This window comes from Desulfocurvibacter africanus subsp. africanus DSM 2603 (assembly GCF_000422545.1).
Taxonomy (GTDB): Bacteria; Desulfobacterota; Desulfovibrionia; order Desulfovibrionales; family Desulfovibrionaceae; genus Desulfocurvibacter; species Desulfocurvibacter africanus.
Map to the genome: position 1 here is coordinate 41,387 of NZ_AULZ01000018.1, position 26,618 is coordinate 68,004.

Consider the following 26,618-nt stretch of genomic DNA (forward strand, 5'->3'; position numbering starts at 1 on the left):
CTGCAAGCCATGCGTCGGCATGGCTTGCCGCCCCGCAGGCGTAGGCGGAATGTAATTCCGCCGTCAACGCCGAAGGGAGCGTCTGAAATGCAAAATGCTTTAGAGTGTGGAGGCTGACATGAACATACCGCAACAAGCCATGAGGCTGCGCATCTACATCGGGGAAGACTACCGCCATGGCGGCAGGCCCCTGTTCGAGATCATCGTCGAACAAGCACGCCGACAAGGCTTGGCCGGCGCCACCGTGCTGCGAGGACTATCAGGGTTCGGCGCGAACAGCCGCATCAAGACCTCCAAAATCCTTATGCTCTCGGAGGATCTACCGCTGGTGGTGGAGATCGTAGATGCGCAGGATAAGATCGAACGCTTTCTCCCCTATGTTGATGAAGTCGTAGGCGAAGGGCTGGTAACCATGGAGCCGGTTACGGTCATCTTCTACCGGCACTCGGGAGCGGGCGGCAAGCCGTAGGATGCGCTAAGAAATTCCGCCCAGGCTGTTTAACGCCGCCGAAGGCTCCAGCAAAGGAGAAGGACATGTCTCCTAAACGATCGATCATAGCTGCCGTGCTGCGCCGCCCAGGCCGCCCACAACGCCTTGAGCGACTTGAAATGGAGGGTCCTCGGGAAGACGAAGTGCTGGTGCGACTGGTGGCCAGCGGCGTTTGCCATACGGATATCTATTTTTGGGAATACGGAGCAGCGGAATCGGTGGTGCTGAGCCATGAAGACGCGTGAGTGCCCAGCCCACGGCCTGCGGTGTGCGTGTCCATTTCTTCGGCCAGTCCTCGTTCGCAACTTATGCCTTGGCCACGGCACGCAATCTGGTCAAGGTCGAACCAGATCTTCCCCTTCTCCTTCCCGCGCCCCTTGTTTGCGGCCTGCAAACAGGCGCCGGGACATTTTTCAACTATGTGACCCCAGGTCAAACCATGAAAAAGTACTTTGCCCTTCCCTATTCGCGCCTTGTACGCTAAGTACCTTTGGTACTACAGGTTTGTCGCCATTTAGACAGTGCCGCCCAGGCGGCAGAGGCTGTTTGCGACTTCCTGCGTTCTTTGCTCTTTCGCAGCCTCTTGGTGACCCTTAAGCAGCAGTAGCCATTGGTCGGTAGGGACGCAACTAAAGGCAGATACGAAACAGAATCACCGCCCGCCTGCGCGTCAAGGGCACAATGGCCTTGACCCAGGCCGCTTCTGGCCAGAAGCTTATTGTAAAGCGCTGCCGCTCCCGGGTCCCTGGCTCAAAAGACTTAAGGCCGCCTCGATGATTAGGCTGTGAAGCCGCTCTGGCCGCTGGTTGGAGCCGCCTTTGGCCTTGCTCTCGCCGTTTTGGCGGACAACGGGCGCAAGGCCAAGGTAGGAAGCGACCTCCCCGGCCTGAGCGCTTCGCTCAGGCCGGAAAGCTCCTGGCGAAAAGTCGCGGCAACGATCAGGCTAACACCCGGCACGCTCCTCAGATAGATATGCAATAGCCTGCGCGTGTTCATTCCATTGGGTAATCTCCTGGAGTTGACGGGACACCAGGACCATCTCGCCTGCAGCAGGCGAAGCAGATGCAGAAGACTCTGGAGCGCCAGCCGGCTTGTTACAGGCAGAGCTAGACCGGTCACGGGCCTCCAAGGCGTGTCGGCCCAGGAAGCAAGCCTCAGGGGCTCCAGATGCCAAGGCAAAGCAGAGGCGAGCGGATGCACTGCCTGGTGCGCCGCAGGTCGTCGGCCAAGGCATGGCGCTGGCGCAGAAATGTCCTGTCGTTTTCCTGCTCTTTGTCTGGCATGGTGATGGAGGCGAGCATGCCCTGCTCGGCGTACTCAGCGAGCTTGCGGCAGTAAAGCCGGTCGGTCTTGGCCAGGTGTCACGGGATGAGGAATGCGACTTAGAGCAGATTGCTTTTAAGACGCCCGCTCCGGCGTTGACGGCGCAAGTGAATTGCGCCTACGCCGAAGCTAGCGGCAAGCCATGCCGACGCATGGCTTGCAGAGCATTTTCAAAAGCAAAATGCTCTAGGGCGCGACCAGATATCCCGCTGGGTCCGGCCTCGTAGAAGACAGCTGCCAAGCGGATATCCAGTCGTTGCAGAGATGTAGCAAGGTCTACGGGCTAGGCCGGAGCGATCCAGGTCAAGGTTGGGTCATCGCATCGGGTAAGGCCTCGGAGTAGCTGTGCTTATGCACATTGATCCCCGTATGGAAAATTTGGCCTCGAAAGCCGTCCATAAACTTCGAGATTGGGTAGCCTTGAAAACCCATTTGGCCCTTTTGGGCTGGGTGGTTGTGCCTGACTCAACCTAATCCATTGAGGCCAAAATGGTATTTAGTAAGATCTTTTTGGTTAGATTGTTAGGTTGAAGAATAATCTGCCAAAGTTCTTAATTAAATTTACAAGCTTGTCTTAATAGGCATTGGTTCACTTTATGTGATCTGGTGTGGCTAAGGTATAGAAATCTAATCCAAGGGACTAATAAGGAATGAATTGACCTTTCAAGGCGATTGATGCATAAGATAAAAATTGGATTAACCCATGGTAGGATAATATCGCATTTTATGAGTGTGCCCATCATGGCGTATGTTGCTGCTTCGCAGCTGATGCCCGGTCCTCGGCCAATGGTCCTTGAGGAGTTAGCCCGTTGCGCTAAAAAGCGTTATTATGCATTTGTTTGAGCAATTCTCTTTGGGTGCTTATGGTATAGCATTCGCAACCAAGCCCAAGAGCTTTCAGCTAATTAGGGTAACGTGATCCATCCATTGCGAACCAGGACTTGTTGAGCGCTGAAATAGAGGTAATGGGATATGCTCTAGACTACAGGAATTCCCATATCTCTTTTGGAAAAGGAATAGTCCGGGGAAAACCATTTGGGGGTTACATCATGATACGAATAATGATAGCTGATGATCACCCCATTGTTCGTGAGGGTTTAAAGCAGATCTTAGCTGGCGCACACGATATACAAGTCATTGCAGAGGCGGACACTGGCTACGATTTGCTTGACAAGCTGCCTAAATTTCAGCCTGATACCATTCTTTTGGATATCAAGATGCCTGGCATTGGCGGACTTGACGTACTCAAGCAAATTAAGAGTCTTAAGCCGGAACTTCCGGTCCTTATTCTCAGCATGCATCCCGAAGAGCAGTATGCAATCCGAGTTCTTAAGGCTGGCGCAGCTGGTTATTTGACCAAAAATAGTGCTCCGGAAAAACTCGTCGATGCCATTCGCAAGGTTAACCAGGGAGGTAAATACATCAGTTCGTCCTTGGCCGAGCGCTTAGCCTTTGATCTTGACAGTGACTCACATAAAAGCTCGCATGAATTTCTCTCTGATCGCGAGTATCAGGTTCTCTGCATGATCGCCCAGGGCAAAACTGTTTCTGAAATTGCTGATACGCTTAAGCTAAGCGTAAAGACAATTAGTACCTATAGAGCTAGAATCCTTGAAAAAATGAAGATGAAGAACAATGCTGAATTGACGTATTACGCAATCCAGAATGGATTGGTAGAGTAGCTGTAACCTTCCCCTAGATTAGGGCCAGTCGAAAGTTGAAACTTCTGGCGATTTGAGGTTCCCCCGAAATAAGGTCCAGCCGTAAGGTGCGCTTGCGGCCTTTCTTCCCTCGATAAGCCGCAGCTTGTCCTGCAGGCTCCAGCGCCTGCGCTGAACCGTCGTCACCACCTCTACCGTGGCAACCCCATTAGCACCATGCATGGACATAGCTCCAGCACTACCTCCTACGTGCTTGGGGATGTCCGATCCAAACGGGGGTTACCCCAGTAATTGACTATTCAATCGAATAATTCCCCCCAGTCGCCGGAGGCATATCCTTCTTAATTGTTACAACTTCTGCCGGTGCAGAAGTGACTGGCGCAGGGTTTCCTTGTCCACGAAGCGCACCTCCGAGCCGAGGGGAATGCCCTGGGCCAGACGTGTGACGCGCACCTCCGGAAAGTCGCGCTCGACCATGTTCTTCACGTAGGAGGCCGTGGCCTCGGCGTCCATGGTCGTGCCGAGGGCCAGGATCAGCTCGCGCACCTCACTCTCGGCCAGCCGGTCGCGCAAGCGGTCGAAGGCCAGCTGCTCGGGATTCACCTTGTCCAGCGGAGCCAGCAGCCCGCCAAGAACAAAGTATTGCCCGCGAAAAAAGCCGCCCTCCTCCAAAGCCAGCAGACTGTCCCAATCGCTCACGAGCACGAGTTGCTCAGAGTCGCGGCCCGGATCGGCGCAGACGGGACATGGGTCGAACTCGCTGATGGAATTGCAGCGCGAGCAGAAACACAGATGTTCGCGCAAAGTCAGGATGGCCCGCCCCAGGCCCTCGGCCTGCTCTCGGGGCATGCCCAGAAGTGCTAGGGCCGCACGCAACGCGGATTTGGGCCCGAAGCCAGGCAGGCGCGCCATCTGTTCGGCCACGTCGCGTAGCGGCCGGGGAAGCTTGTTGGTCATATGTCTAGATCAACCCCGGAATATTCATGCCGCCCGTGAGCTTGGCCATTTCCTCTTCCTTCATGGCCTTGGCCTTCTTCACGCCTTCGTTGATCGCGGCCAGGATGAGGTCCTGGAGCATGTCCACGTCGTTCGGGTCTACGGCAGCCTTGTCGATTTTAATAGATACCAGCTCCAGGCCGCCGGTGACCACGGCCGTGACCATGCCGCCGCCGCTGGTGGCCTCGACGCGCTTCTGGTCCAGGGCCTTCTGGGATTCCAAAATCTTCTTCTGCATGACCTGCGCTTGGCGCATAAGGTCGTTCATGCCACGCATGGGTGTTCCTCCTGGTCTTGATGAGTATGCTTAACGGTCTTCGGGCCGGCGGATATCGACGATCTGCGCGTCGAACTCTTCCACAACCTGCTTTACCAATGGATGCTCCCTGATCTCCTCGCGCAGTTCCTTGAGGCTCTTGCGCGGAGCCGCACGCTTGGCCGTAGCCTCGATGCGCATGCCAGGGCCGAAATACTCCTCGACATAACGTTTGAATACGGAAAACTCCCGCCCCTGAGTAACAAGCCGGCAATGCGTTTCATTACGGCAGTACAATTGCAGCACGTCTCCCTCGACCTCGCCAGGCACCATACGCGCGCCATTAATGGCCTGCCCCGTCTCCTTAGCTCGGCCATCCACCCAGGCCAGGAAGCCTTCCCACGTGCGGGGCCCCGGAGAACCGGCCAACGACGCGGCAGGCTCGGTCTCTGTCTCGGTCGAATCCAGGGACGCGACAGCGAGCGCATGTCCAGGCGGAGGCTCGGCCGGCGGAGGCTCGTTGCCGTCGGGCTCTTCGCTGCCCGCCGACGCATTGGAAAAGCCATTGGCAGCATGCGTTGCGGACTGAACCGCAGGGCCGGGCTGGCGTGCGCCAGATGCGCCGGGTACACCTGATCTGGCCGACGACGTGAATCCCTGCCGGCTTTGCGCGGGAGCGGACCGAGACTGACCGCCCTGCCCTCCAGGCCGCCCCGGGGCAGCCGGAGAGCCGGCCTGGGAGCCGCCCGAAGCGCACGCAGCGGACAGGCGCAGAAGCTGCGGCAAGGAACATAAGTTAAACAGCAAAAGCTCCAAGGCTAGAGCCGGCTCCAGACTGCGCAAAACGCGACGCTGCCCTTCCAGGGTCAGCTGCCAGCTGGCGTGGATGCGGCCCAGATCGAAGCGTTCCGCCCAATCCAACCACTGCCTGGCCTCGGACTCGGGCAAGTCGATAAGCGGCAAGGCCCGTTCGCCGCCTTGCTTGAGCAGAAACATATTGCGCCAGGCCGAGGAAAGCTCGCGCAGGAAGAAACCAAGGTCCAATCCCTGGTCCAGCACCTGGCGGATGACCTCGCCTGCGGCGATACAGTCTCCGGTATGAATGGCCTCTATCACGGCCAGGAAGACATCCTGGCCTGCCAGGCCCAGCAAGCTGCGCACCTCTTGGGCGACCAACTGCCGGCCGCCCAAGGCCAGAGCCTGGCCCAGGAGCGACATGGAGTCGCGCACGCTGCCCGCGCCGCGCCTGGCGATGAGGCTGACGGCCGCGTCCTCGCAGTCAACGCCCTCCTTGCCGAGCACGACCTTGAGATGCGCCTCCAGTTCGGCCTGGCCCAGGCGTTTGAAGGCATAATGCTGACAGCGGCTGATGATGGTCGCCGGGAATTTGTGCGGCTCCGTGGTGGCCAGGATAAACGTAACCCGGCCCGGCGGCTCCTCCAGGGTCTTGAGCAATGCGTTGAAGGCTTCCCTGGTCAGCATGTGCGCTTCGTCGATGATGAAGACCTTATAGCGGCACTCCAGTGGTGCGTAACCGATGTCCTCTTTCAGGCGGCGGGCGTCGTCTATGCCACGGTTGGATGCCGCGTCGATCTCCACCACGTCCACGGCCGCGCCCGCGGTTATCTGCCGGCAATGGCGGCACTGGTTGCATGGCTCGGCCGTGGGCGCATGCTCGCAGTTGACCGCTTTGGCCAGAATGCGCGCCAGCGTGGTCTTGCCCACGCCGCGCGTACCTGAGAAGAGGTAGGCCGGTGCGATGCGGTCTTCCTTGGCCGCGCGCGAAAGCACGGCCTTGAGCGCCTCCTGGCCGGCTACTTCGGCGAAGCATTGGGGTCTGTATTTTGCTGTAAGATGCGCGCTGCTCATGCTCCCTCCGGTCTACCCGCCAAGCCGTCGCACGGCCCGAAAGTTCCGGGCAGGCTTGAAAAACGTCCGCATGTTCTACAAGGTCTTGCCGAGTTCGTCCACGCTGCGCTCCATGGTGTTCTCCAGAAGCATTGCCAGATAGTATTCGCTAGAGCGCAAGGTAGATATGACAGGACAAGCGGGCTCACCAGGATCCGCTTGCACTCCGGATTTCTTCTTAATCCCGATATTTGCGAGTTGGTTTAGAATACCCCCCTAGCCAAGGTAATCGCGATTGCTTATTTGATGTGCAAGGCCGCATCCCGGAATCATACAACCGCTGTCAAGGCAGGGAGGTCCATGGACACTTCCAAGTTTGCCATCCCCGAGATCATCTTCGGCCATGGGGCCATCAAGCACGTGGCCCAGTGCGCCCTACGCCTCGGGGCGAGACGGGTTCTCGTTGTCAGCGACCATGGGCTGGAACGGGCCGGATGGGTCGAAAAGCTTTTTGATATTCTTGCCTACGACGGCCTTGAGTGGGTGTATTTCAACGATGTGAGCCAGAATCCGCGCGATTACCAGGTGCATAATGGCGCGGAAATTTATCTGGAAGAAAAAGCCGACGTCGTGATCGCCTTGGGTGGCGGCAGCCCTCTGGATATGGCCAAGGGAATCGCCACCATCGCCGGCAATGGCGGACGCATCGACGACTATGAAGGGGCCAACCGCATCATGAGGCCCCTGCCTCCCATGATCTTCGTCCCCTCCACGGCAGGCAGCGGATCGGACATATCGCAATTCTGCATCATCACAGATATGCAGCGCCAGGTGAAGATGTCCATCATCAGCAGGTCGCTTGTGCCGAACATCTCCATCATCGACCCTGACCTCCTATTGACTAAGCCCCCGGAACTCGTGGTCTCCTCGGCCATCGACGCCCTGTCCCACGCCATAGAGTCCTACGTTTCCAAGCTTGCGTCTCCCTTCACCGAAAATCAGGCGCTCAACGCCATCAAGATCATCATCACGCACCTGGAGCCGGCGGTGGAAACCCGCTCGGTCCATCACTTGGAGCAACTGAGCATCGCGAGCACCTGGGCGGGCATGTCCTTCAGCAACGCCAGCCTCGGCGCCGTACATGCCTTGGCTCATTCGCTCGGCGGAGTAAGCGATATTCCGCACGGCCTGGTGCATCCCATTCTCCTGCCAGCCGTAATGCGTTACAACATGCCTGAATGCCTGGAAAAAATGGCTACGATCGGCAATATCATCCTGGGGCCGTGCATCCGTTCCCGCCAAGATCTGGCCGCAATGGGCATCGACCAACTTGGGGAGTTCTTCAAGTCGTTCGGGGTCCCAGTGCACATGCGGGAAATCGCCCCGGACGATTCCAAGCTTGAGCATATCTGCCGCATGGCGCTTCAGGACGCCTGCATGCTCACGAATCCTCGTGACGCCGATTGGAAGGATCTACTCGGCATATGCCTGGAGGCCTGGTAATGCCCAATATGCAGACTTCCCTTGAGGACCTTATCGGCATTGAGCACAGCAAGCTGGGCTTTTTCCAGGAACTCCGCCATAAGCTCGAGGAGATCAAGCGCTCCAACCAGGAATTGGAAGATCAACGACGGGAAATCCTGGCGATTCTGGACGGCATCACCGACCTGATGATGGTCCTGTCCGAGGATCTGCGCATCATTTCAGTCAACCATGTCTTCCGCGAGATGATTCCTGATCCCGAGCCCGAGGGTAAGTACTGCTACACAATATTCCGCGGCGAGGATCATCCGTGCCCAGAGTGCCCCGCGTTCCGTTCCCTATCCTCGAACTCCGTTTGCCGTGCGACGGCGATTTTCAAGCTAAGTGATCGCAACATGCGCTTCGACATGGTCGCATCCCCACTCAAAAATCCGGATTGGCCGCAGCATCGGGTATTGATCTTCAAGCGGGATGTGACCCTTGAAAAGGAATACCAGGCCAAATTCTACCAGGCAGAAAAAATGGCTACCATCGGAGTGCTGGCCGCCGGCGTGGCTCACGAGGTCAACAACCCCCTTGCGGCCGTTGTGGGCTTCGCGGAAGGCATCAAGCGCCGCCTTCCACAGTTGGAGCGCACGATCGATGGCGAGTTGTACGGGGATCTCAAAGAATACACGGATACCATTCTAAAAGAGTGCCTGCGTTGCCGAGATATCGTCAAGACATTGCTTACCTTCAGCAGGCATGCCCCAGCCAGCTTGTCGCTAGTCGCCTTGAACAGCGTCGTCAGCGATACTTTGAGGCTCCTCCAGCATGAGCTGAGCAAGCGCTCCGGCATACAAATCAAAATGGAACTTGAAGAAAGTCTCCCTGTAATAAAGGGGAATGAGGCCCAGCTGAAACAGGTTGTCCTCAATCTGCTCACGAACGCGCTGGATGCCATCAAAGACTCAGGATGCATCACGGTGCGTACGTTTCTCGAACGAGGCGCCCGTTTGTGCCTCGAAATACGGGATACGGGATGCGGCATTCCTCCGGAGCACCTGGATAAGCTGTTCGAGCCTTTCTTCACCACCAAGCCTGTGGGCAAGGGCATCGGCATTGGCCTGTCGACCTGCTACAACATCGTGCACGACCATGGCGGCAGCATTCAAGTAAGCAGCAACTCTGGCCAAGGCTCTTCATTCACGGTCGTTCTACCGCTCTCCGAGGAGTGTGCGCTTGAAGAATCTTTATAATGTGCTGGTAGTGGACGACGAGGAGTCGATCCTCAAGTTGTTCAAGAAAGAGCTCAGCAACAGCGAGCGGAACATACACACGACCATGAGCGGCAACCAGGCCCGCGCTCTGCTGCAGAAAAACCAGTACGACGTTATTCTCCTGGACATCCGCCTACCCGACGCGGACGGTATCGAACTTTTGATGGAGTGGAAGCAGCGCTTCCCGGATGTCGAGATCATCATGATCACCGGCCACGGCAATATCGACACCGCCGTGGAAGCCATGAAGATCGGAGCATACGACTATGTCACCAAGCCCTTCCATCTGGACAAGATCGAGTTACTCATCGAGCGCGCCTACCAGAGGGCTTGTCTGCAGCGGGAGAACCGTGGGTTCCGCCACTCGCAGTCGTCGACCAGGCTGCCACAACTGGTGGGCCGGTCCGCCGGCATCGAGCAGGTGAGATTCCTCATTCGCAAGGTAGCGCCGACTGAAGTGCCTGTGCTGATCACCGGCGAGTCAGGCGTGGGCAAGGACGTCGTCGCACGCACGATTCATGCGCTGAGCCCGCGAGCGGAGAAGCCGCTCATCGTGAAGAACTGCGCCACGCTGGAAAAAACCTTGGCTCGCAGTGAACTTTTCGGCCACTTGCGGGGTTCGTTCACGGGTGCGACCGAGAACCGGGATGGGCTCATGACCTTCGCGCACTCCGGTACGCTGTTCCTTGATGAAATCGGCGAACTGCCCCTTGAGGTTCAGGCTTCCCTGCTGCGGGTCCTGGAGAGCAAGGCCTACCGGCGCGTGGGTGAAAAGGAGGAGCGCAAGACTGACATACGCCTGATATGCGCCACTAACCGCAACTTGGCCAAGGAAGTCGAGGCCGGCCGTTTCCACGACGCCTTGTTCCATAGAATCAACGTGTTCAGCTTCAAGGTTCCTGCCTTGAGGGAGCGCGCGGAGGACATTCCGCTGCTGGTGGAATACTTCCTGGGCAGCCTCGGCAGGGAAAAGCGGTGCAGCATCACGGATCGGGCCCTGGAATGCCTCATGCGCTATGACTGGCCAGGCAATATCAGGGAACTCAAGAACGTCATCGAGCGTAGCATCATCTTGTCCGATAATGGTGTCATAATGGATCAGGCGCTGCCTCCCGAGATGATCGGGGAAGCTGAATCTTCGTCCTCCGAGCGGGGTCTTTCCCTTGACAGCATGGAGCGAGACCATATTTCTAAAGTATTGGCGCTCCATGAAGGCAACAGGCAAAAAACAGCTGAAGTTCTCGGCATCGGTCGCAAGACCCTGTACCGTAAAATTGAGAAATACAAGATCCAGTAGCGTTCGCCCCGAATTCAGCCCCGTGCTCCCGCCCATATCTCATGTTCTTTCTGGGGATTAACCTTGAGCCGACTCTGCATTTTTCACTTGGTGAGTCATTTCGACCCAAGACGACCCAGAAAGTGTATCATTTTTTGCCATCCTAGATAACTTGTTGCATTATCAAGGTTTATTTTTTAGTAGCAAAAGAATTGAAGACGCCTCTTGGCCTCCAAACGAATCAGACCGGACTCATGTGTCCTCCGGAATGCTCTCTGATTAGGGTAATTAGCTTTAATAACTGCCAGTTTATAATTGGCCCGATAGTTGCCTTAAGATAGGCAACTATATGGGGGGGGGTCCCCCAAGAGCCAGCTATCTGGTGACTGAATTATCTATGTAAAGGGAGTACGTCATGGCAGTACGTGAGCAGGTCTACGGATTCTTCATTCCCAGCGTCACCCTTATCGGCATCGGTGCTTCCAAGGAAATTCCCAACAAAATCCGTGATCTCGGCGGCAAGAAACCTCTCATCGTGACCGACCAGGGCATCGTCAAGGCCGGCATCCTCAAGATGATCACCGACCACATGGACAAGGCCGGGATGCAGTACAGCGTCTATGACAAGACCATTCCCAACCCAACCGACAACAACGTAGCCGAGGGCGTCGAAGTCTATAAGAAGGAAGGCTGTGACAGCCTGATTACCCTGGGTGGCGGCTCCTCCCACGACTGCGGCAAGGGCGTCGGCCTCGTCGTCTCCAACGGCGGCAAGATTCACGACTACGAAGGCGTGGACAAGTCCACCAAGCCCCTGCCCCCCTATGTGGCCGTGAACACCACCGCCGGCACCGCTTCCGAGATGACCCGCTTCTGCATCATCACGGACACTTCGCGCAAGGTTAAAATGGCTATCGTCGACTGGCGCGTGACCCCGGGTATCGCCCTTGACGACCCCTTGCTCATGGTCGGCATGCCCCCTTCCTTGACCGCCGCTACCGGCATGGACGCTCTGACCCACGCCGTCGAGGCCTATGTCTCGACCATCGCCACGCCCATGACTGATGCTTGCGCTGAGAAGGCCATCTCCCTTATCTTCACATTCCTGCGCCGCGCCACGGCTAACGGTCAGGACATAGAGGCCCGTGAAGGCATGTGCTTCGCCCAGTACTTGGCCGGCATGGCCTTCAACAACGCCTCGCTTGGCCACGTGCACGCCATGGCTCACCAGTTGGGCGGCTTCTACGACCTGCCGCACGGCGAGTGCAATGCCATCCTGCTGCCGCACGTCGAGAAGTACAACCTGATTGCCAAGGTCGAGCGCTTCGGTAAAATGGCCGAAATCATGGGCGAGAACATCCAGGGCATGTCCCCGCGTGCCGCGGCCGAGAAGTGCCTTGATGCCATTCGCCAGTTGTCTCAGGACGTCGGCATCCCGTCCGGCCTGATCGAACTCGGCAAGCGCTACGGCAAGAACGTGAAGAAGGAAGACATTGATACCATGACCGGCAACGCTCAGAAGGACGCGTGCGGTTTCACCAACCCGCGCTGCCCGAGCGACAAGGACGTCAAGGCCATCTACGAGGCCGCGCTGTAACTCTGAATGCGGTTGACGAACCCCGGGGCGGACGACCCCCCGCCCCGGGGTTCCTACCAATGGGCTGGTGGATTCGCGCGGCAGGGGGTGGCCGTATAAGAGCATCATGCGTCAAATACGGCGCAATGCATACAGACTATAGCCTGAACGCGCCTTTCGCGCAACTGGAGACTATATCTCTGGAGAATCCAACAAGAAGCCGCATATGCAAGTAATCAAAATTTCACACTCCAAGAACACCGATTTCATGGCCCAGGTAGAGAGGGAAAGTGGGCAGAACCTGTCCCTCTGCTATCAGTGCGGGAACTGTACGGCGGGCTGTCCGTACACTTTCGTCTACGACATTCCCGTGAGCAAAATCATGCGCCTGCTGCAGACGGGCCAGAAGGATGCCGTGCTGTCCTGCCACTCCATCTGGCTGTGCGCCACCTGCGAGTCTTGCACCACGCGCTGCCCAAACGACATCGACGTGGCCCGCATCATGGATGTCCTGCGCCACATGGCGCGGCGGGAAGGCCGCGTGGCCGAGAGGACGGTAAAGGTCTTCTGGGACGAGTTCCTGAACTCGGTACGCAAGCACGGCCGGGCCTTCGAGCTGGGCATCGTGGCCTCGTACGTGGGCAAGACCGGCCGTTTTTGGACCGACATGGAACTTGGCCCAAAGGCATTGCTCAAAGGCAAGCTGGCCTTCAAGCCCCATGATATCAAGGGCAAGCAAGAAGTGGCCAAGATCTTCGAGCGCTTCAAGGAGGAATACGGCGGATGAACCTCGCCCCCAAATACGCATATTATCCGGGCTGCTCCGGCCAGAGCACGTCCAGTGAATACGAGGTTTCCACCAGGGCGGTCTGCAGGGCGCTGGGTCTTGAGCTTGCCGAGATTCCCGACTGGAGCTGCTGCGGTTCCACCCCCGCGCATACAGTGGATCACGTGCTGTCCGCGGCGCTGGCCGCCCGCAATCTGGTTTTGGCCAAGGAGGCCGGGTTCGACACGGTGGTCACGCCCTGCCCGAGCTGCCTGACCAACCTGAAGACAGCCGTGCACAGGATGGAAGATCCGGACTTCATGGATAAGGTCAACAAGCTCCTCGACCGTCCGTTCCATGGCGGCGTGCAGGTCAAGTCCGTCCTGCAGGTCATCTTCGAGGACATCGGCCCTGCCAGGCTGAAGGCCATGGTCAAGAAGCCCCTCAGCGGCTTACGGCTGGCGCCGTACTACGGCTGCATCATGAACCGTCCCCCGGACGTGATGCAGTTCGACGATCCCGAGAACCCCATCTCCATCGACAAGCTCATGGAAGCCCTGGGCGCGGAAGTTGCTCCGTTTCCCTTGAAGGTGGAATGCTGCGGAGCGTCCTTCGGCGTGGCGCGCAAGGATGTCGTAACGCAACTGTCGGGCAAGCTGCTGCAAATGGCCGAGACGGTCGAGGCTCAAGCCTTCGTCACGGCCTGCCCCCTGTGCCAGATGAACCTGGACCTGCGCCAAGGACAGGTCAACATGGCCGCCAAGACCAAGCATAACCTGCCGGTATTCTATTACACTCAGCTCATCGGTGTGGCTCTTGGCCTTGCCGAGACGGACTTGGGGCTGGACAAGCTCATTGTGAGCCCTAGAGGAATATTAGCGCGGATCGGCCAGAAGCAGCCGGCCGCGGCAAATCAATAGTCCGCCCGACGGAAGGAGTTGGTTGTCAATGAAGATCGGAGTATTCGTCTGCCATTGCGGCAGTAATATCGCCGGCACGGTCGACACGGCCAAGGTGGCCGAGGCCGCGCGGCAAATGCCCGAAGTGGCCTTCGCCACCGACACCATGTACGCCTGTTCCGAACCAGGGCAGGCCGGCGTGGTCCAGGCCGTCAAGGAACATGGCCTGGATGGCGTGGTCGTGGCATCCTGTACGCCGCGCATGCATGAGCTCACGTTCCGCCGGACCCTGGAGCGGGCCGGGCTCAATCGCTATATGTTCGAAATGGCCAACATCCGCGAGCATGTCTCCTGGATCGGCAAGGATATGCAGGCCAACACGCGCAAGGCCACGGACCTCGTGGGCATCGCGGTGGAGAAGCTCCGGCGCGACAAGCCCCTGACCGCCAAGAAGTTCGACATCTGCAAGCGGGTCATGGTCATCGGCGGCGGCGTGGCCGGCATCCAGGCCGCGCTGGACATGGCCGAAGGAGGCCTGGAGGTCGTGCTGGTGGAGCGCTCGGCCACCATCGGCGGCAAGATGGCCAAGCTCGACAAGACATTCCCCACCGTGGACTGCTCAAGCTGCATTCTCGGACCCAAAATGGTGGATGTCTCGCAACATCCCAACATCACCCTGTACGCCTACTCGGAAGTCGAGAGTGTGTCCGGCTTCGTGGGCAACTTCGACGTGAAGGTGCGGCGCAAGGCCCGCTATGTGAATTGGGAGGCCTGCACCGGCTGCGGCCTGTGCATGGAGAAGTGCCCGAGCAAGAAGGCCAAGGACGATTTCAACGAGCAGATCGGCACCACCACGGCCATCAACATCCCCTCGCCTCAGGCCATACCGAAGAAGGCCAAGATCGATCCCGAGTTCTGCCGCCAGTTCACCAAGGGCAAATGCGGCGTGTGCGCCAAGATCTGTCCGTCCGGTGCCATTGAGTATGATCAGCAGGACGAGGTCGTCGGCGAGAAGGTCGGCGCGATCATCGCGGCAACCGGCTTCGACCTGTTCGATTACACCCGTTATGGCGAATATGGCGGCGGACGTTACCCCGACGTCATCACGTCCATCCAGTATGAGCGAATGCTCTCGGCTTCGGGCCCCACGGGCGGGCACATCAAGCGCCCCTCGGACAGCAAGGAGCCCAAGTCCATCGTGTTCGTGCAGTGCGTCGGGTCGCGCGACAAGTCGATAGGTCGGCCGTACTGCTCCGGCTTCTGCTGCATGTATACGGCCAAGCAGGCCATCCTGACCAAGGATCACATCCCGGACTCCCAGTCCTACGTGTTTTATATGGACATCCGCGCGCCAGGGAAGAACTACGACGAGTTCACCCGCCGGGGCATGGAAGAGTACGGAACCCAATACATCCGCGGCCGCGTGTCCATGATCTACCCGCAGGGCGACAAGTACATCGTGCGCGGAGCCGACACGCTGCTCGGCACTCAGGTGGAAGTCGAGGCCGACCTGGTGGTGCTCGCCGTGGGCGCCGAATCGTCCAAGGGCTCGCCGGAGCTGGCCGAGAAGCTGCGCATCTCCTACGACGCCTATGGCTTCTTCATGGAGAGCCACCCCAAGCTCAAGCCTGTGGAGACCAACACAGCCGGTGTCTACCTGGCCGGCTCCTGCCAGGGACCCAAGGACATCCCGTCCTCGGTGGGCCAGGGCAGCGCTGCGGCGGCCAAGGTTCTGAGCCTGTTCTCCCGCAGCCAGTTGGAGTCCGATCCCCAGGTATCCATGGTGGACATCAAGCGCTGCATCGGCTGCGGCAAGTGCATCGCCACCTGCCCCTTCGGAGCCATCGAGGCCATTGATTTCCGAGGTCAGCCCAAGGCGCAGGTCATTGAGACAGTGTGCCAGGGTTGCGGCATCTGCACCGCCACCTGTCCTCAGGGGGCCATTCAGTTGCAGCACTTTACCGACAACCAGATTCTCGCGGAGGTCAATGCGTTATGCCAGCAAGCGCTGGAAGTGAACTTCGAATAGTCGGGTTCCTGTGCAACTGGTGCTCCTACGGAGGAGCGGACACGGCCGGAGTCGGCCGCTTCACCCAGCCCACGGACCTGCGCATCATCCGCGTGCCGTGCTCCGGACGTATCGATCCGCTGTTCGTGGTCAAGGCCCTCATGGGCGGAGCCGACGGCGTGCTCGTGTCGGGCTGCCATCCGAGGGATTGCCACTATTCACAAGGCAATTTCTACGCCCGGCGCAGGCTGGAGGTGCTAAAGCGGTTTCTCCCGACCCTGGGTATCGATCCCAAGCGTTTCGAGTACACCTGGGTTTCGGCCTCCGAAGGGCAGCGCTGGCAAAGCGTTGTGACCAAGTTCACCGAGCAGATTCATGCCCTCGGACCGGCTCCGAATCAGTGTCGGTCGGCCCAGGCACCCCAGGAAGCAGAGCGGAGCGCTGGCTAGGCGGCAGAGCCGCCTGCCTCGCCCATTCCAAGGAGGAAAACGGACGTGTCCGTTATTGACGAATTGAAATCAGCCATCAAGGCGAAGCTGTCCGAGTTGGACCTGGTCATCGGCTGGGGCCCCGGCTTTGACCCGCTGCACGCAACGCCGCTGTTCATGCGTTGCGAGAAGGACGTGGACAAGCTCCTGTGGGGGCCGCTCAACGTGCACAATCCGGCCACCTATCTGCCCGGCCTCAAGGGCAAGAAGGTCGGCGTCGTGGTCAAGGGCTGCGACAGCCGTTCGGTCATCGAACTGCTGCAGGAAAAGCTGGTCAAGCGCGAAGAACTGGTCATCTTCGGCGCACCCTGCGCGGGCGTCATCGACATGGGCAAGGTTCGCCGCGCCCTGGGCGACCTGGACAAGGTCAACGCCGTCTCCATCGAGGGCGACAACGTGGTGGTCACGGCCGGCGGCAAGCAACACACCTTGCCCCTGGCCGAGGTCGCCGCGGACAAGTGCGGCCGCTGCAGGTACCACAACGCCCTGATCTCCGACGTGTTCGTTGGCGAGCACTTGCCGCCCAGCGTGGAGCAGGACGACTATGCGGACGTGGAAGCCTTCGAGAGCCAAAGCCTGGAGGAGCGCAACGCGTACTGGAAGCGTGAGATGCAGCGCTGCATCCGCTGCTATGCCTGCCGCAACGCCTGCCCCCTGTGCGTCTGCCGCGACCACTGCATCGCCCAGAGCAGAGACCCGCACTGGATCGGCCAGGGGGACAACGTGGGCGACAAGTGGATGTTCCAGATGATCCACGCCCAGCACTTGGCCGGACGCTGCACAGAGTGCGGCGAGTGTCAGCGGGCCTGTCCCGTAGGCATTCCGTTGCTGGCCCTCAAGCGCAAGCTCAACAAGGAAATCAAAGAGCTCTTCGACTACGAGGCCGGGGTGGACCCCAATGCTTGTCCGCCGCTGCAGTCATTCAAGGTCGAGGAAGAGCATATCAATGAGAGGGGATGGTGATGGCCCAGGCCAAGTTTCTGAAAGAAGCCGATCTGGCCGCCTGGCTGGGCGAGCTGGCCAAGGGGCGCAAGGTGCTCGTGCCGCAGAAGGATGGAGACGCCGTTGTCTTCAAGCCCTGGCATGAGGGCGTCAAGCCCGTGCTCGACCGACAGGCCACCGAGTCGCCCAAGAAGGCGGTCTTCCCGGCCAGCGAGAAGCTGTTCCGGTTTTCCTACATCAAGGATCCCGAGAATCCGGGCAAGGTGCGCGTGGAACTGGAGGAGCCGGAAAAGCCGGAACCAGCACTGGTGTTCGGTGGCCGGCCCTGCGACGCCAGGGGCTTCCTGATCTTCGACAGAGTCTACGACTCGCCCAAGACGCGCGACTCCTATTACGTAGCCCGACGGGAAGCCACGGCTTTCGTCACGCTGGCCTGTCCCGAGGCTTCGAACACCTGCTTCTGCCATGCCGTGGGCAGCGGGCCGGCTGACACCGCCGGGTCCGACGCTCTCATGACCCCGGTGGAGGGCGGATACGTACTTGAAGCCATCTCGCCCAAGGGCGAGGAGCTGCTTAAGAGCCCCCTGCTCTCCGACGCGGGCGACAAGTTGGCCCAGGCCGAGCGCGTCAAGGCGCAGGCCGTCGAAAGCCTGCCCCCTGCGCCCGACTTCGCCGGCTCGCCGGAGGCCTTGATGGCCCGCTTCGACGACATGGGCTTCTGGGAGAATGCCTCGGCCAAGTGCATCAGTTGCGGAGCCTGCACGTATCTTTGCCCGACCTGCTACTGCTTCAGCATCACCGACGAAGAATCGGGGATGAAGGGCGTACGCATGCGCTCATGGGACAACTGCATGTCCTACCAGTTCACCCTGGAAGCCAGCGGGCACAACCCAAGACCCACCAAGGCGCACCGGCTCAAAAACCGGGTCGGACACAAGTTCAGCTATTACCCGCTGATCCACAAGGGCGCCATCGCCTGCTGCGGCTGCGGCCGTTGCATCAAGAGCTGCCCGGTGAGCGTGGATATCCGCGAGATCGTGACCATGGCCATTGAGGCCGCGCCCACGGCCGAGGAATCCGCCCAGCCGCAAGGAGCCAAACAATGACCGAAATGCCCAACCTCTACCTGCCGGAGATGGCCACCATCATCGAGACCGTGCAGGAAACCCCAACCATCAAAACCTTCAGGCTCGTGCTCAACAACGAGCAGCGCATGAAGGATTTCCACTTCGAGCCCGGTCAGGTCGGCCAGCTCTCCGTGTTCGGCACGGGCGAAGCGACATTCGTCATCAACTCCCCGCCCACGCGCAAGGAGTACCTCCAGTTCAGTGTCATGCGCGCCGGCGAGGTCACGGCCAGGCTGCACTCGCTGAACTCCGGGGACCAGGTCGGGGTGCGCGCGCCGCTCGGCAACTGGTTTCCTTACGAGGACATGAAGGGCAAGGACATCGTGTTCATCGGCGGCGGCATCGGCATGGCCCCCTTGCGCACGCTCATGCTCTTCATGCTCGACAACCGCGCCGATTATGGGAACATCACCCTGCTCTACGGCGCCCGCTCGCCCGTGGACATGGCCTTCCAGTACGAGTTGCCGGAATGGCTGGGACGCGAGGACCTCAAGACCACCCTGACCATCGACAACCCGGCCCAGGGCTGGGAGCACAGGGTCGGCCTCATCCCCAACGTTCTGCTGGAGATGGAGCCCTCGGCCAAGAACTCCGTGGCCATAACCTGCGGCCCGCCCATCATGATCAAGTTCACCCTGCAGGCGCTCAAGAAGCTCGGCTACAAGGATGAACAGATCATCACCACGCTGGAGAAGCGCATGAAGTGCGGCGTGGGAATCTGCGGGCGCTGCAACATCGGCACGAAGTACGTGTGCGTGGATGGACCCGTGTTCAGCTACGCTCAACTCAAGGAACTCCCCAACGAACTCTAGCCCAAGCGAGGAGTCCATGCCCAAGTACGTCATCGAACGCGCCATCAAGGGAGCCGGAGACCTCGGCGAAACGGAGCTGAACGCGATCTCCCGCAAGTCCTGCGGAGTCCTGAAGGAACTCGGGACGGACATCCAGTGGGTCGAGAGCTTCGTCACTCCTGACAAAATCTATTGCGTGTACATTGCGCCCAACAGGCAGCTTATCGAGGAGCACGCCCGCAAAGGCGGGTTCCCGGCTGATGCGATCAACGAGATCAAGACGGTCATCAACCCAACCACAGCCGAAGGTTAGCCCTCGTCGCACGGGAGGAACGGCATGGCCCAGTTCTTTACAGCAGGCGAAATCGCGAAAGCTGCCATTGAGATCGAAAGCCGGGGGCAGGAGTTCTACCTGCGGGTGGCGGCCAAGGCCAAGAAGCCCGAGACCCAGGATTTCTTCAAGTTCTTTGCCGGCGAGGAAGCCAAGCATCGGAAGCTCTTCGAAGATCTGGCCAAGAGGTTGGGTCCCGTGGAACTGCCAGCCTGGAGCACGAATGCGGAGTATGCCGAGTATCTTGCGGCCCTCCTCGATTCTCACGCTCTGTTCAGCGGAGAGTATGCCGAAAAGTTGATGTCCGAGGCCGAGGACGAGGCAGCCGCGGTGCGCATGGCCATGAGTTTCGAAAAGGACACGATTCTGTTCTTCAACGAGATGCGCGAGTTGGTGCCCGATGCCGAGAAAGGCTTCGTGCAACACTGCATTGACGAAGAGCGGTCGCACCTCCGACAACTTCGCGGCAGGCTGCAACGGGGGTAGTCTGCATAAAGGGTAATTGGGTGAGCTGAGAAGCTCAGGTGTTCGTTCGGTTCAGGTCCCAAGAATGGTGAAGGAGAGAGCTATGGACAAGATCTTACGCATTGATGTGGGAGCGGCAGGTGGCCCCAAGGCCAAGGTTGAGCCGGTCGGGGAGTACACGGGCCTTGGCGGTCGCGCGTTGACCACCTCCGTGGTGAGCAAGGAGGTTCCGCCGGACTGCCATCCCCTGGGACCCGAGAACAAGCTGGTCATCGCTCCAGGGCTCATGAGCGGCTCGGCAGCTTCGTCCTCCGGCCGCCTTTCCGTGGGCTGCAAGAGCCCCCTCACGGGCACCATCAAGGAAGCCAACTCCGGCGGAACAGCCTCGCAGGCCCTGGGGCGCCTAGGGTATGCCGCCGTCATCATCGAGGGCGAGCGCCAGGGCGACGACCTGTACATGATCGTCATGGACAGCAGCGGAGTGAAGATCGAGAAAGCCAACGACTTCCGCATGCTGCCCAACTACGACCTGGCCGAGAAGATCAAGACCCGCTTCGGAGACAAGGTTTCGCTCATCTCCATCGGCACCGCGGGCGAGATGCGCATGGCCAACTCGACCATCGCCGTGACCGACGTGGAATTCCGCCCCTCCCGTCATGCGGGTCGCGGAGGCGTCGGAGCGGTCATGGGCTCCAAGGGCATCAAGGCCATCGTCGTCAATGCCGAGGGCACGAAGATGCGCCAGCCCGCAAATCCGGACAAATTCAAGGAAGCCAACCGCAAGTTCGTCGAAGGCCTCAAGGGTCACGCCGTGACCGGCCAGGGCCTGCCTGCCTACGGCACTAACATATTGACCAACGTGCTCAACGAGGCCGGCGGCTACCCGACCTACAACTTCAAGGAAGGCCGCTACAAGCACGCCGACAAGATCTCCGGCGAGGTGCAAGCCGACCTGGAGACCAAGCGCGGCGGCCTGGCCACTCACGGCTGCCACCGCGGCTGCGCCATCCAGTGTTCCGGCGTCTACCATGACAAGGACGGCCACTACGTCACCAAACAGCCCGAGTACGAAACCGTATGGGCTCATGGCGGCAACTGCGGCATCTGCGACCTGGACTCCATCGCCAGGCTCGACTTCATGGATGACAACTATGGCTTCGACACTATCGAGATGGGCGTAACCATCGGCGTGGCCATGGAGGCCGGACTGATCAAGTTCGGCGATGCCGAGGGAGCCCAGAGGCTCGTGGACGAGGCTGGCAAGGGCACTCCGCTCGGGCGCATCCTCGGCGCCGGTGCGGCCGTCACGGCCAAGTGCTTCGGTCTTGAACGCGCCCCGGTGGTCAAGGGACAGGCCATGCCGGCCTACGATCCGCGCGCGGTCAAGGGCATCGGCGTGACCTACGCCACCACGACCCAGGGCGCCGACCACACCGCCGGTTATGCCGTGGCCACCAACATCCTCAAGGTCGGCGGCGACGTCGATCCGCTCAAGCCCGCCGGACAGGCCGAGCTGTCGCGCAACCTGCAGATCGCCACTGCCGCGCTGGACTCCACGGGCTACTGCCTGTTCATCGCCTTCGCCATCCTGGACCAGCCCGAGACGTTCCAGGCCATGGTCGACTCCATCAATGCCATGTACGGACTGGAACTTACCGGGAATGACGTGGTCGAGCTCGGCAAGAAGGTCCTGCGCATGGAGCGCCAGTTCAACGAGCAGGCCGGCTTCACCAAGGCTCACGACAGGCTGCCCCGCTACTTCAGCCGCGAGCCCCTGGCTCCTCATAACGTCGTTTTCGACGTGTCCGACAAGGAGCTCGATAGCGTTTTCAACTTCTAAGCGATGGAGCGCCGGCTCGCAGGCCTCTACGCCTGCGAGCCGGCCCTTCCCGGTGTACACATGCCGTCAACTGAACCTGTCGACCTGCTCTCCCGCATCACCGGCGCCGCTCCCTCACTATTGCGATTTACCCACGCTCAACCGAATCAATTCGAGATCATCCTGCAGGCCGGCTTCGCCCTTCCCGTAGAACGGCCGACTAATGTGTACGAATTCCTGCGCGACCAGCTCGGCGTTCCCGAGGAGGTCATCCAGCAACGCATTCAGACGCTTTTCTTGAATAGCAGTCCGGTCGACAACCTGCTTACGGCGCAGGTCCGCCCAGGCAGCACGCTTGCCTTGTCCGGCGCCTTGCCGGGACTGTTGGGCGCGACCATGCGCCGTGGCGGGTACTACTCCCGGATGCGCGAAGGCATTTCATACAAGCAGGATGAGCCGCTGACCGAGGAACACGCAAAGCCTTTCCTCGTCCAGGTGCGCCTATACAACCTCATGGCCCGTGATTTGGCCGGATATGCGCTGCGTCGCGGCATTCTCGTACCCAAGGACCGCCTGTGCGAGTTCCTTGAACAACAGCCCCCAGCTTTTTGGATGCAGTTCGGCCATTGCGAGCTGGATGAAAAGCCCATACCCACGGATGCGTTCCATCAGGCGGCCTGGGAGCCCTGCACGGAGACGATTCTGCTCCTGCTTGCGGATTCCCCTGTCAAAGAGTGAGGACCGCGGGAGAAACAGCATGCTTTTTTCAGATTATCTGGACGACGGACACCTTGATCCCCGGCTTGAGGGCCCCCTAACGCAGGATCCTCTCGGCTCGTGCGGCCCGCGCCCTGGCGAGCGGCAAGCCTTGTGCCATAAGGCCTCATTCTTTTTGGCCTCGAACCTTTTTGCTCCCGTATACGCGCGCCAGCGAAGAATTATCCCGAGCCAGCCTCTACGGATGGCTTCATCCACCAAAACGGTCGTGTTCTGCGGAGAGCAGCTCGACCAGTCCGACCTGGACGTGCTGTTGCTGTTGCTGGCGAAGGCGCAAGCCACCGGCAGCGCGCCTGGAAGAGGCTTCCGCGTCCATGCGGGGGAATTGGCCTCGGGTCGGGCCAGGCGCACCACTCCCGGTTTCCCGGATCGGCTGCTGGACTGTCTGTTCCGCCTTGAGGCTGGGCGTATCGCCGTGCGCGCCGGACGGTTCAGCTTCAGCATGCAGTTGTTGAGCAAGTTTCTCTATGATCATGAGATGCAGGAATTCGTGGTGTATTTCGATAAGAACGTGCAGTGTTCGTTCATGGTCGGAAGCCTGCAGCGGTTCGTGCGAGAACGCCTCTCACTTGGACGCGATCCGTTAGCCAAGTGGCTGCACGCCTTGGCTTGGAGCCTGGAAGAGCCCTTGTGCTTCACTGAGCCGATGCTGCAGGAGCTGAGCGGCCACACACAGGGGCGGCGCAGAGGTTCGGCCCTGCGTTTCGCGCCCAGGCTGGAGCAGCTCGCCGACTTGGAGACCATGAAGGTCGAACGCCTCGATTCGGATCGGATTCTGCTGTCCCGCGCCTAGGAACGCCTTTGGCCAAAAATCTGGGATGAATAATTGCAGGGCAGGAAATGCGCCTGCTTTCGTGGCGCAGTTTCCGCTCCGTGCTCATGAACATGCGGCTTCAGGCGCAATGCGAAGAAGCTGACGACTACACACCGAGCTTATCCGCAGCATTATTGCTTGGCCCATGGGGCCATGGCCTAAGTCGATGCATGGGCCAAGGCTCGGGGCGGGACAAGTCGCGACCATCCTGTCCTGCTGATGCCTTTTCCGCAACCGCTCAGCCCATTCGCAAGCCCAGCCAATCCTCCCGCTTATCCCGTCAGATACTCACTTCCCTTTGGCCACAGGTTGAGAACCTGACGCATCATCGCCAGTTCCCCGGTATGATAGGCCAGGTGGTCCGCAGCAGTGAGCACCTCCCGGAACACGGTGTAGTCAGGCGCATGGGCAATGGGTGCGAAGAGGTCGATCCGAGGGTCGCGGACCATTTTTTCCAGGGCTGCGAGGTCTCCCAGAAGCCACTCCGCGCTGCTTCGCCAGCCTGTAGCGTCTGTCCTCGCTTCCGGCCTGGGCCGATAGCCCTCGGGGTACTCCGGCGAGATATGCTCGGGATTGCGGATGAACTCCACGATATCCCAGAGGGTGATGCGCATGTGCTCCAGGATATGCCAGCAGGAATACGGCGAGTTGGGCGGCTTGGCGTTCATTTGGTCGAGGGGGAAATCGGCCAGGACCTCGTCCGGGCTCATGTGCGCGTGCCCGCCGCGCAGAAGAGTTAGCAGCTCCTTGCGTAGCGTGGAATCCGCCTGCATGGTCGTGCCTCCTTATACGCAGCCGAGTAACTGATGCTGCCTCACCAGATCATCAATAGAAACCATATTCTATTTTTTTCAAATCCGCACTGATTGCGCAAGGCTCAATCAGTGCTCATGGTCAGGCGGGCCGTACGGTATAGCGGGCAGGTCACGCCGTCACTCTAGCCGGGACACCGCGGATCAGCTCTTGATGTAAACGGCCCGACGCCTAGTGCGTCAGGCCGTTTTGCGTTGCAAGCTAAGTAACCTATAGCTTTTTCCAGCGAATCCAGGCGAGTCGCTGGCCCTACCCTTCGGCCAGGGCGTCGCCTTCGCGGTCGTGGTCGAAGGCCCGGCAGCCGCTATATTCCGCCTGCTCGCGTGTGTAAGGGAAGGTGCGGCATTTGAGGGGCTTGTGCAGGTGGATGGCGCAACCCATGCCGCCGTTCATCTTGCGCAGCCAGGGACAGCGCTTGAAGTACTCCCCGGTCTTGGGGTTGACCCAAGCCTTGTAATAGATGCGCCCCTCGCGTTTTTCCTCCGACACCAGGCGCAGGATGGACGTAAATCCCGCGCGCCGCCAGCCCTCGACTTCCTCCACGGACACCAGGCCCTGCCATGCGTCGCGAAAACGAGTGCAGCACAGGCCGCACATGCGGCAGTTGTAGCCTAGCGGAGGGCGGGAGAACTCGGCCATGACCTTGAGGGACAGGGCCTCGGGAGTGAGGCCTTCAAGGATCGCGAGCCTGCTCATGAGTTCTGCCAGGGCCGCGGACCTGTTCTGATCCAGCGTCAGCAGAGTGGGCTTGGGGTAGCGCAACTCGCAGGCGCCTGCGGGGTCCTGGGCCAATGTCGTAACCTCGGGCTTGCCGGACAGCCACAGGTCGCGCACGGACCAGCCCTGGCGGATAAGATACTTCTCTACCATGGACAGACAGAGCCCAAGGAGCGGCTCGCCGGTCCCCGGCCTCGATTCGATGGCCATGCACACCTCCACGCGCACGGCTGCGCCAGAATTCTGCCTAACGGCGCAACGGCACGTGCTCAAGCCCACATGGCGGGCGGTTTACATTTCTGAATCAGGGGAAGATCACACTCCCGGGCGGGAGCGCAGCGGGCGACAGGGACAGGGCGTCTCTGGCCGGGGCGGACTATAGGCCAGTGGATGGCGGTCCGCAATAGGTCACGCCAGACATTTCAGCAACGACCTAGACGCAAGTATGGACCATAGTTGCTGATGCCTACAACCGAAGTTCGAGTAGGCGGAGAAAGATTACACCTCAAAATACGACACAGACCTAAGCCGAACATCTTCTCCGCGCCGGCCATTGTGCTATAGTCTCGCCAAGCTTCGTTGTTCCGGACCGCAGGATAACCACGGAGGACTGCAGGACATGGCTTTCCGCATGCGCAAGAGCATCCCCCTATCGATCGCTATTTTATTCCTGCTGGCCGGCGTATGCCTTGCCGCCGGCCGTCCGCTGACGGAATTTTCGAGACTGGTGCGTAAGGACACCGCACTGACAAGCGCGGACAAGCTGGCCTGGATTCGTGCGGCCAAGGCTAACTTCGACAATCGCACCCGCACGGACTACAGCCAGATTCTCTACAAATACCTTAAGCTTTCGACGGATGGCCGCTTTGGCATGTCCGAATGCCTGCGTGCGGCCAGCGCGGCGGTGGAGGCTGCCGAATTGGGAGCCGAGGAGCCTCTCCTGCGCGGCATGGGCGAACTGGCCTTGGAATACCGCCTAAGCAAGGACCAACTATTCTTCCACGCCTCGGTTCTTGAGCGCGCCGGCATGCGTGGCGTCCCCGCCGGACTGGGGGTGGACCTGCTGGCCCACGGGCTAGCCGTAGGCTGGAACGAGTTGGATTACCACATGGTCCTGAGTGGCGTGGCCGAACTGGTAGCCCAGAGCGTGGCCCCGGATCTGGCGGCTTTATACATTCATTATTGGGAGTCGCGCCTATCCGGGCCGCCCAAGGCTTTCGTGGCCAAAGCCGTCGAGAGCATCCCCGAATCCAGTAAGGGCAGCCTGCACAGGCTACCCGAACATGCCCTGGCCATGCTTGCGGATTTCCGCACCAGCCTGGCACCCTGGCTCGGCACTCCCTACGTTTGGGGCGGCATATCCCAAGAAGGAGCCGACTGCTCGGGGTTCACCAAGGAAATCCTGAGCAACGTCGGCTGCGTCATCCCGCGTGTGAGCCGCGATCAGGCCAAGATTGGCCGTAGAATCAAAGTGTCCGACCTGCAGCCAGGGGACCTGATCTTTTTTGACATGGAATTGAAGGGCCACATAAGCCACGTAGGACTCTATCTCGGCGGTGATCTCATGGCCCACGCATCCTCGTCCCGCGGGGTCATCATCATTCCCTTCTCCAACAGCTACTTCCAACAACGCTTCGTCATGGCCCGACGAGTACTGACTCAGGAGGCGGGCAAAGCGCCCGCCTCCTGACCCC

27 protein-coding genes and 1 pseudogene are annotated in these 26,618 nt (G+C 59.7%); 20 read left to right on the plus strand and 8 right to left on the minus strand.

The window, feature by feature from the left end:
- The first annotated feature begins 118 nt into the window (after positions 1-118).
- Both H585_RS0113005 and H585_RS0113010 read left to right on the plus strand, forming a co-directional pair.
- Complete coding sequence (locus tag H585_RS0113005; protein WP_027368144.1) at positions 119-469, plus strand: DUF190 domain-containing protein; 351 nt, start codon at positions 119-121, stop codon at positions 467-469.
- 65 nt (positions 470-534) lie between these two features.
- Positions 535-735 carry a hypothetical protein gene (locus H585_RS0113010; RefSeq protein ID WP_027368145.1) on the plus strand — a complete coding sequence of 67 codons (201 nt, stop codon included), beginning with the start codon at positions 535-537 and terminating at the stop codon, positions 733-735.
- Positions 736-1,205: 470 nt separating this feature from the next.
- Here the strand turns inward: H585_RS0113010 and H585_RS23695 are convergent.
- Together H585_RS23695 and H585_RS23700 are read right to left on the minus strand one after the other, a co-directional pair.
- Positions 1,206-1,379 (minus strand): annotated as a pseudogene (locus H585_RS23695) (transposase); the annotation flags it as partial.
- Positions 1,380-1,644: 265 nt separating this feature from the next.
- Positions 1,645-1,791 carry a hypothetical protein gene (locus H585_RS23700; RefSeq protein ID WP_154658855.1) on the minus strand — a complete coding sequence of 49 codons (147 nt, stop codon included), beginning with the start codon at positions 1,789-1,791 and terminating at the stop codon, positions 1,645-1,647.
- Positions 1,792-2,874: 1,083 nt separating this feature from the next.
- Between H585_RS23700 and H585_RS0113030 the strand changes: the two genes are divergently transcribed.
- Positions 2,875-3,495: a response regulator gene (locus H585_RS0113030; RefSeq protein ID WP_237707614.1), complete on the plus strand. Its 621-nt coding sequence runs from the start codon at positions 2,875-2,877 to the stop codon at positions 3,493-3,495.
- A 327-nt stretch (positions 3,496-3,822) separates the two neighbouring features.
- Here H585_RS0113030 and recR read toward each other — a convergent pair whose 3' ends face one another.
- From recR to H585_RS23845, 4 genes are all read right to left on the minus strand, one after another.
- Positions 3,823-4,431: a recombination mediator RecR gene (gene recR, locus H585_RS0113040; RefSeq protein WP_005983901.1), complete on the minus strand. Its 609-nt coding sequence runs from the start codon at positions 4,429-4,431 to the stop codon at positions 3,823-3,825.
- A 4-nt stretch (positions 4,432-4,435) separates the two neighbouring features.
- Entirely contained in the window at positions 4,436-4,747 is a 312-nt protein-coding gene (locus H585_RS0113045) for a YbaB/EbfC family nucleoid-associated protein (protein WP_005983904.1), read from the minus strand.
- 30 nt (positions 4,748-4,777) lie between these two features.
- Positions 4,778-6,595 (minus strand): DNA polymerase III subunit gamma/tau, encoded by a 1,818-nt coding sequence (gene dnaX / locus H585_RS0113050; protein ID WP_027368149.1) that lies wholly within the window; start codon positions 6,593-6,595, stop codon positions 4,778-4,780.
- Between the two features lie 75 nt (positions 6,596-6,670).
- A complete protein-coding gene (locus tag H585_RS23845) occupies positions 6,671-6,799 on the minus strand; it encodes a hypothetical protein (protein ID WP_274532707.1) in 129 nt (42 codons plus the stop codon).
- A gap of 135 nt (positions 6,800-6,934) precedes the next feature.
- Here H585_RS23845 and H585_RS0113060 point away from each other — a divergent pair, with 135 nt between their 5' ends.
- From H585_RS0113060 to H585_RS0113135, 16 genes are all read left to right on the plus strand, one after another.
- Positions 6,935-8,077: an iron-containing alcohol dehydrogenase gene (locus H585_RS0113060; protein ID WP_027368150.1), complete on the plus strand. Its 1,143-nt coding sequence runs from the start codon at positions 6,935-6,937 to the stop codon at positions 8,075-8,077.
- The gene (locus H585_RS0113065; RefSeq protein WP_014260860.1) at positions 8,077-9,294 is read left to right on the plus strand and encodes a two-component system sensor histidine kinase NtrB; all 1,218 of its coding nucleotides are present in this window, start codon (positions 8,077-8,079) and stop codon (positions 9,292-9,294) included. Before H585_RS0113060 ends, H585_RS0113065 begins: the two co-directional genes overlap by 1 nt.
- On the plus strand, positions 9,278-10,612 hold the full coding sequence (locus H585_RS0113070; protein WP_005983913.1) for a sigma-54-dependent transcriptional regulator: 1,335 nt from the start codon (positions 9,278-9,280) through the stop codon (positions 10,610-10,612). The genes H585_RS0113065 and H585_RS0113070 overlap by 17 nt, the downstream gene beginning before the upstream one ends.
- A gap of 394 nt (positions 10,613-11,006) precedes the next feature.
- Entirely contained in the window at positions 11,007-12,188 is a 1,182-nt protein-coding gene (locus H585_RS0113075; protein WP_027368151.1) for an iron-containing alcohol dehydrogenase, read from the plus strand.
- 205 nt (positions 12,189-12,393) lie between these two features.
- Entirely contained in the window at positions 12,394-12,954 is a 561-nt protein-coding gene (locus H585_RS0113080) for a 4Fe-4S dicluster domain-containing protein (protein ID WP_005983918.1), read from the plus strand.
- Positions 12,951-13,853, plus strand: coding sequence for a CoB--CoM heterodisulfide reductase iron-sulfur subunit B family protein (locus H585_RS0113085; protein ID WP_005983921.1), 903 nt, complete (start codon positions 12,951-12,953; stop codon positions 13,851-13,853). Before H585_RS0113080 ends, H585_RS0113085 begins: the two co-directional genes overlap by 4 nt.
- A 28-nt stretch (positions 13,854-13,881) precedes the next feature.
- Entirely contained in the window at positions 13,882-15,861 is a 1,980-nt protein-coding gene (locus H585_RS0113090) for a CoB--CoM heterodisulfide reductase iron-sulfur subunit A family protein (protein WP_027368152.1), read from the plus strand.
- Positions 15,828-16,289: a hydrogenase iron-sulfur subunit gene (locus H585_RS0113095; RefSeq protein WP_014260856.1), complete on the plus strand. Its 462-nt coding sequence runs from the start codon at positions 15,828-15,830 to the stop codon at positions 16,287-16,289. The genes H585_RS0113090 and H585_RS0113095 overlap by 34 nt, the downstream gene beginning before the upstream one ends.
- Before the next feature lie 45 nt (positions 16,290-16,334).
- Positions 16,335-17,291, plus strand: a complete 957-nt coding sequence (locus tag H585_RS0113100) for a 4Fe-4S dicluster domain-containing protein (RefSeq protein WP_014260855.1) — start codon at positions 16,335-16,337, stop codon at positions 17,289-17,291.
- Complete coding sequence (locus H585_RS0113105) at positions 17,291-18,376, plus strand: 4Fe-4S dicluster domain-containing protein (RefSeq protein WP_027368153.1); 1,086 nt, start codon at positions 17,291-17,293, stop codon at positions 18,374-18,376. Before H585_RS0113100 ends, H585_RS0113105 begins: the two co-directional genes overlap by 1 nt.
- Positions 18,373-19,209 carry an FAD/NAD(P)-binding protein gene (locus H585_RS0113110; RefSeq protein WP_027368154.1) on the plus strand — a complete coding sequence of 279 codons (837 nt, stop codon included), beginning with the start codon at positions 18,373-18,375 and terminating at the stop codon, positions 19,207-19,209. Before H585_RS0113105 ends, H585_RS0113110 begins: the two co-directional genes overlap by 4 nt.
- Positions 19,210-19,225: 16 nt before the next feature.
- Positions 19,226-19,501: a DUF4242 domain-containing protein gene (locus H585_RS0113115; RefSeq protein ID WP_005983934.1), complete on the plus strand. Its 276-nt coding sequence runs from the start codon at positions 19,226-19,228 to the stop codon at positions 19,499-19,501.
- A 24-nt stretch (positions 19,502-19,525) separates the two neighbouring features.
- The gene (locus H585_RS0113120; RefSeq protein ID WP_027368155.1) at positions 19,526-20,005 is read left to right on the plus strand and encodes a ferritin-like domain-containing protein; all 480 of its coding nucleotides are present in this window, start codon (positions 19,526-19,528) and stop codon (positions 20,003-20,005) included.
- 82 nt (positions 20,006-20,087) lie between these two features.
- Positions 20,088-21,824 (plus strand): aldehyde ferredoxin oxidoreductase family protein, encoded by a 1,737-nt coding sequence (locus H585_RS0113125; RefSeq protein ID WP_027368156.1) that lies wholly within the window; start codon positions 20,088-20,090, stop codon positions 21,822-21,824.
- Positions 21,825-21,884: 60 nt separating this feature from the next.
- Positions 21,885-22,541, plus strand: coding sequence for a hypothetical protein (locus H585_RS0113130; protein WP_244432545.1), 657 nt, complete (start codon positions 21,885-21,887; stop codon positions 22,539-22,541).
- Between the two features lie 223 nt (positions 22,542-22,764).
- On the plus strand, positions 22,765-23,373 hold the full coding sequence (locus H585_RS0113135; RefSeq protein ID WP_244432546.1) for a hypothetical protein: 609 nt from the start codon (positions 22,765-22,767) through the stop codon (positions 23,371-23,373).
- 293 nt (positions 23,374-23,666) lie between these two features.
- Here the strand turns inward: H585_RS0113135 and H585_RS0113140 are convergent, their stop codons facing one another.
- Both H585_RS0113140 and H585_RS0113145 read right to left on the minus strand, forming a co-directional pair.
- A complete protein-coding gene (locus H585_RS0113140; RefSeq protein ID WP_027368159.1) occupies positions 23,667-24,167 on the minus strand; it encodes a DinB family protein in 501 nt (166 codons plus the stop codon).
- 289 nt (positions 24,168-24,456) lie between these two features.
- Positions 24,457-25,134 (minus strand): YkgJ family cysteine cluster protein, encoded by a 678-nt coding sequence (locus tag H585_RS0113145; protein ID WP_027368160.1) that lies wholly within the window; start codon positions 25,132-25,134, stop codon positions 24,457-24,459.
- A 409-nt stretch (positions 25,135-25,543) separates the two neighbouring features.
- On the opposite strand from H585_RS0113145, the gene H585_RS0113150 reads away from it, so the two are divergent.
- Positions 25,544-26,614 carry a C40 family peptidase gene (locus H585_RS0113150; protein ID WP_027368161.1) on the plus strand — a complete coding sequence of 357 codons (1,071 nt, stop codon included), beginning with the start codon at positions 25,544-25,546 and terminating at the stop codon, positions 26,612-26,614.
- The last annotated feature ends 4 nt before the right edge of the window (positions 26,615-26,618 follow it).